We start from the raw sequence: 5,608 nt of genomic DNA on the forward strand, positions 1-5,608 counted from the left end.
CCCATTTCGAATTAAAACAGATTTTTTTAGCATTCTTAAAACTTGATGATTCAATAATCATAGAATCCATATTAAAACCTTCACCTGCATACCAACTTATCCATTCCTTCAAAACATTGTTGGACTTAAGCAATATTGAAGTTTTCCTGAATTACATTGACAGATATTTCGAGGGTTTTTCAAATGCATTTAAGGAATTTCCTGCCGAAAAGCTGAATTTTAGCACCAAGAAAATAACCTCCCTGGATTACCCGTTTGATTTGCTTGCTGCGCTGATATTTTCAAAAGGAGATCAAAACTCCCCTTATTTTCTATTTTTTCAAACCAAAGCAAATTGGGAAATTTTGGTCAGAGATTTCAAAAATTATATTCCTGGTGAAGCTGAGTATACCAAGCATTTACAGAGATATTTGAAGAGTCAATTAAAAAATATCACCATGGGAAGAAGGCAAGAAAGGAGATTGGTTGATATATATTGGTATAAGGAGATTTGGAATATGAGGATTTTTACTGCCTCATCCAATGAGATCAAAAGCAGGCTAAAAAATAAAAAATTGTATTTTTATTTACCCAGAAATACAACCTTAGCTATTCCTCCAAAATCGAGATGGATTTTTGAGTCTTTAAAGCAGCGAGGTTTGAATGCCTCAGTTTTTGATGATGACTTGATTTTATTTTCCAATTTGGATAAAAAGATACCTTGGGACTCGGATTTCAAATTTGAAATTCTCCGCTTCTGGTTCGAAAAAGGTTATTTACCTTGGTGGTCTCATGTTAAAAAGATGAATGAGCTTGTCCTTTCTTTGGACGAAAAAGAAATCCGACTTGATAAAGACAAACTTGAAGTTCTAAGGCTATTGTTTGCGGACGAGGAGAATATGATTAAACTGGAAAATCAAATTTCCCCAAAATATCATGCCCAAATCAAAAGCAAGTTGACCAAGGTTTTGGGAAAAAAATATTTCAGATCTGATTTTTTGAAAGATAAAAAATCAGATCATAGGGACATAAGTGATTCCAATTTTGAAAAGCACTTTGATAAAATCCAATTAAAAGATTGGTTGGAAAAATATTCCCGAGATAAAAACCTGCTAGAAAAAACTGTTTATTACCACGAAGATGGAGTCTTGACCCAAAAGTTTTTTGGCGAGAATATTAAAATAAAAGAACAGGTTGAGGATTTATTGGAATTCGCCCCATATATCTATTTTGGGAATCTTACTGGAAGTAAATGGAGAAGAATGGTCTATGAATTTGCAATCCAATATCCGAGTAAATCAAATTCATTTGATCCCGAAAAGTTCCATGGAAGTTTTCTTCTGTTTATCCAACGGAAATATGCCCTTTTTAATTGGGATAGAATTTTTAATAGTTTGCAAAAAGAAATTACAAAGAGAAAATTACAGATTAAGCTTCCCATTGTCATTAAGAAAAACTATAAACTGGATGCGATCCAACAGCAGGTACAAAAGAAAACCGAAATTATCACTACAGGACAGAAGGTGATCATTAATAATTCAGGTTTGGTATTGACCTGGCCATTTTTGACCATGCTTTTCAGTAGATTAGGGATGCTTGAAGGTAACCGTTTCATAGATGAAAAAACACAAAACCGAGCAGTATATCTGCTCCAACACCTTGCTTTTGGAGACATTGATTTTCCAGAGTATGACTTGGTTTTGAACAAAATTCTTGTAGGTATGCCTTCCCCAACTCACCTTGAGCCTAGAATTGTCTTGACTGATGATGAGAAAAATCTTTCTGAAAGTCTTCTGAAAGGAATGCTTCAGAATTGGGGAAAATTGAATACCTCTACAGCGGAAGCACTTCAGGTTACCTTTTTGCAAAGGGAAGGGGAATTGGTTTTTGAAGATAGTCAGATCATTCTCAATGTGGAAAATAAAGGTGTAGATGCATTGATGGACTTTATTAGCTGGAATATCAACATGGTAAAGCTTCCATGGATGGAAAAGCCCATCATTATAAACTGGCGCAAATGAAAAGGGACCTAAAAATATTACCCATTTATCAAAAAAAATCTCCAAAGGGAATGGTTAGATCATTTTTCCTTTTGTTACTTTTCTTTGCTGGTTTTATCAATGAAAAAGCATTTTCACAAGTGCCTCCTTCAAAACTTATTTTGGAAGATCCCAACAATTTAAAAGAAAAGGAGAGGGAAGGATTCCTAAACAATCTTATACAGCCTTTTAGATTTAGTGAAAACAGAAAATACAATGAAAGAAAGAAGGTTATAAAATTAATTCGGGAATTGACTGAAAATGAAGATTTAAGGATTGATTCTTTAACAGTGAATGCAATCGCTGAAAGGCTGATGCAGTTGACAGAGGAACTGGAGCAAAACGATTCTTCCCGTCAATTTTTAAAAAACCAAATTGATAAAATATTCGAAGACCTCAAGATCAAATCTGCTTCAAGCACAGTCGATTCACTGAAAATCCAAATGGGAGCTGTCCTACAAGGATTGGTGGATAGTGCCAAAAAAGAAAATGTAACACAGCGGAATGAAATACTTGAAAAACTGCAGGCAATCAAAAAAATCCAATTCAAATGTGGGACAGGTGCGGGAGTGATTTCAGAATTTCAGATAAATGACAGCACCGCTGTTACTTATGAAACTTGTCTACATACTAAAGCGAAAGTTTTTGGTTGGCATAATGCCTGGGTTGATAATGCTATTAAAGATTATAATTTTAATTTTTTGACAGATCTCATTTATTATGGTTATGAGTTGGGTATTGACGGTAATCCCAAAAATCACCAAGACATTGAAAAGCTAAAAAACAGTGAGCTTCCCAATTTGACCTATCAGAATGATGTAGGGTTGTCCTTATCCATTTACAGTAAGTCCCAAGTGGAGACAGGTAGGTTTTTAAGAAATTTATCTTCTCAGGAAAATCTTTTTAGACAGCTGTTAGATTTGAAATCATCCTTGAATTTGGGAGGGATAAATATTTATTTTGAAGACTTGGCACCAAGGGACCGAGATTTATTTTCAGGTTTTATCGGCAAATTAAAAGAGGAATTATCCAATAAGGAGATTGGATTTTTGGTTACCGTTTCTATCCCAGCCATAGCTTCATTTGTAGACAGGAACAGGGTTACTGCGTATGACTTTCCTAATCTGGATAGTAAGGTGGATTTTTACTTGGTCCAAACTGATAAACTGAATGTCCGTGAATCCCCTTTTTCCGGATCTCCAAGCCCCTTATTTGTGGAGGAGGGGAGAAGTTCCGGAAGTATTGATGGGACTTTTTCTTTTTATACCAATGGGAAAGTCACCCCTTCCAAACTGGTTATGACGGTTTCCTATTTGGGAATCAGTTGGCCTGTTCCTGATTTCTTTGAAGGCAGTCCAGCCACAGGATTGGGAAAATATATTGAGTACAGAAAGGTCAGGGATTTGTTCGGGGATTTGAGCAAATTTGAAGTATTACCCATTTATGGGTTTGATCCAGTACAGGTATCTTCTTATTATCATTATTATGAAAAAAATCAGATGCATACCATTTGGTTTGAAGATGGAAACAGTCTTTATCAAAAATACAACTATGCCCTTGATCAATCATTAGGGGGAGTAGCCGTTTGGGGGTTGGGCTATGATGATGGCTTCAGTGAATTGTGGGATGCATTGGGGGCAGCAATGGTTGAGGTGGATTCTGTTTTGATTTCCAGAAAGCCGATAGCTGTTGAAAAGGAAAAGAAAAGAACACTTTGGAATTTTCTGGACTTGTATTATGATGACATGCAATGGGCAGCCATCAATGATATATATATTGGAGACCCCAATGACGGTGCAGAGAACTATTGTGAATATAAGGTTTGTGATAAACCAAAGCGAGATTCCCTGATTACCAGATATGGTATAGAAAGCTTCTGGGATGAATTCTACCATTCGCATTACGATTCCTCTTTAGATCCGTATGAAAATTTTCTGCTGTCAGAAGCCTATTGTGTATGCCTAATAGAGCGGTGGGACTATTATACTACTATTCATGGCTATGTTTCCTTGGCTTTGTTGGTGATTTTACTTATTTTGATAGGTATCATATTTTTTGGACTAAAAAGATACGGAGATGAATGGAATCTGAGAGGAATATTGACCATTACTTCATTTATAGTTGCGTTTTTGATGTTTGTTTCCCTCTTTTTACAATTGTTCTTCAATGGTAACTTCACCCTTTTTGGAGCGGGAAGTGAGGCAGTGGCTGTCTGGGTCTTGGTGCTGATATTATTGATTGGCGTGGTATTCGGTATTGTCATCTACCGAATCCATATGAGCAGGAAGTATGAGTATAAGGATTTGCCTTGATTATTCTATACTCACGGTTTTTGCATATGGAACAAACTTCTCATCTTTAGCCTTACTTCCAACCAAAGATTGAGCCTGATTCCTTACCAAAAGTCCTTTGCCTTCTAATTCGTATTGGCCACTGGCAATTTTTCGATTTTCGAATTCCTCTGGATTCAGTCCGGAATTATTCTTTCCTGATTTTTTTTGTTTTCGACGCAAGGCCTGACGTCTTGAAAGGATTTCACTAAGCACAGGAGCTTCACCCTTTAAACTCCCAAAAATAGGTTTATAAACTTCAGGAACACCTTCCTCCCGGGTATCAAGCATATACATGAAGCGCTCAGGATCTGTAATTCCGATTTCTATATTTTCTTTCGTTAAACTACTTTTTATCCCTAATGACGGTCTGTCGAAAAGAACATCCCAAAGTCCATGACCATCTTTCTGTTTTGTTGGACGAATTCCCGAATTACCAACCTCCTTTTGTTCTAAAGAAACTCCTCCAGCATTGATTGCAATAAGTAACTCCTTAGGCGTGTGAGTGAAACCTTCGGATGGCGAGGAAGCTATATCACTATTAAAACCATGGCTCATAGCAAACATAATAATATACCATTGAATCCGATGAGTGAATTCTCCATGTTCCAACGCCGCTGTCAATGCTCCCCAATCATTAAAAAGCGCTCCTTTAGCCGCTTCTGCCGCAAAATCTTTGGAGGATAAAATGCGAGTATAGTTGCTTTTGGTTGGAGCCAAACCGCATTGTTTTTCCCGAACTGCCAATGCTTTTGTCAAGTGACGAGAATTTGGCTTTTTCGCTGTACTCATTTTGGTTTGCTCAAGAATGTCATTTTCTAATTGTTGTAAAGCTGGTTTAACAATATTGTCCATATCACGAAGATAATCACGTACCCTAATTGCATCACTCACAATATTTTCCTCTGTTGTAGGGGTTAATGGATGAAGTGGAGAACGATCTTTTCGATATCTCTTTTTTGTCTTTTTTAGATTCACTTCTTCTTTCATTCCATCATTACATTGGATTACAGGATAACCGGTTATCTGAATTAGACCATAAATGTTTGGAGAGGATTCACTAGAAATACTCCCTAAAGCCTTCCCCCCCATCACATCTGCCTCCTTCTCCAATCCTGCATCGTCATTGACATTCACGCCACCTTTTCCCGCAAAGGCGGGATTACCGCTTGACTTTGACATTTGAAGCGTGGGCTTCACTCTTCCCTGTTTTTGTTGGACCACATGCCAAGCTTCATGAGGAAGGTGTTTTTCCTGACC

At 37.0% G+C, this 5,608-nt stretch carries 3 protein-coding genes; 2 read left to right on the plus strand and 1 reads right to left on the minus strand.

Annotated features, from left to right (window positions below; translation table 11 throughout):
- Together ACEW8U_RS11470 and ACEW8U_RS11475 are read left to right on the plus strand one after the other, a co-directional pair.
- Positions 1–2,000: contractile injection system tape measure protein (locus ACEW8U_RS11470; RefSeq protein ID WP_373522179.1), on the plus strand; the 2,000-nt coding region annotated here is incomplete at its 5' end.
- Complete coding sequence (locus ACEW8U_RS11475; RefSeq protein ID WP_373522180.1) at positions 1,997–4,330, plus strand: glycosyl hydrolase family 18 protein; 2,334 nt, start codon at positions 1,997–1,999, stop codon at positions 4,328–4,330. The genes ACEW8U_RS11470 and ACEW8U_RS11475, both read left to right, overlap by 4 nt.
- Here ACEW8U_RS11475 and ACEW8U_RS11480 read toward each other — a convergent pair.
- Positions 4,331–5,608, minus strand: a 1,278-nt coding sequence (locus ACEW8U_RS11480) for a LirA/MavJ family T4SS effector (protein WP_373522181.1), incomplete at its 5' end; no start/stop codon positions are given.

Source organism: Aquiflexum sp., assembly GCF_041751335.1.
Lineage (GTDB): Bacteria > Bacteroidota > Bacteroidia > Cytophagales > Cyclobacteriaceae > Aquiflexum.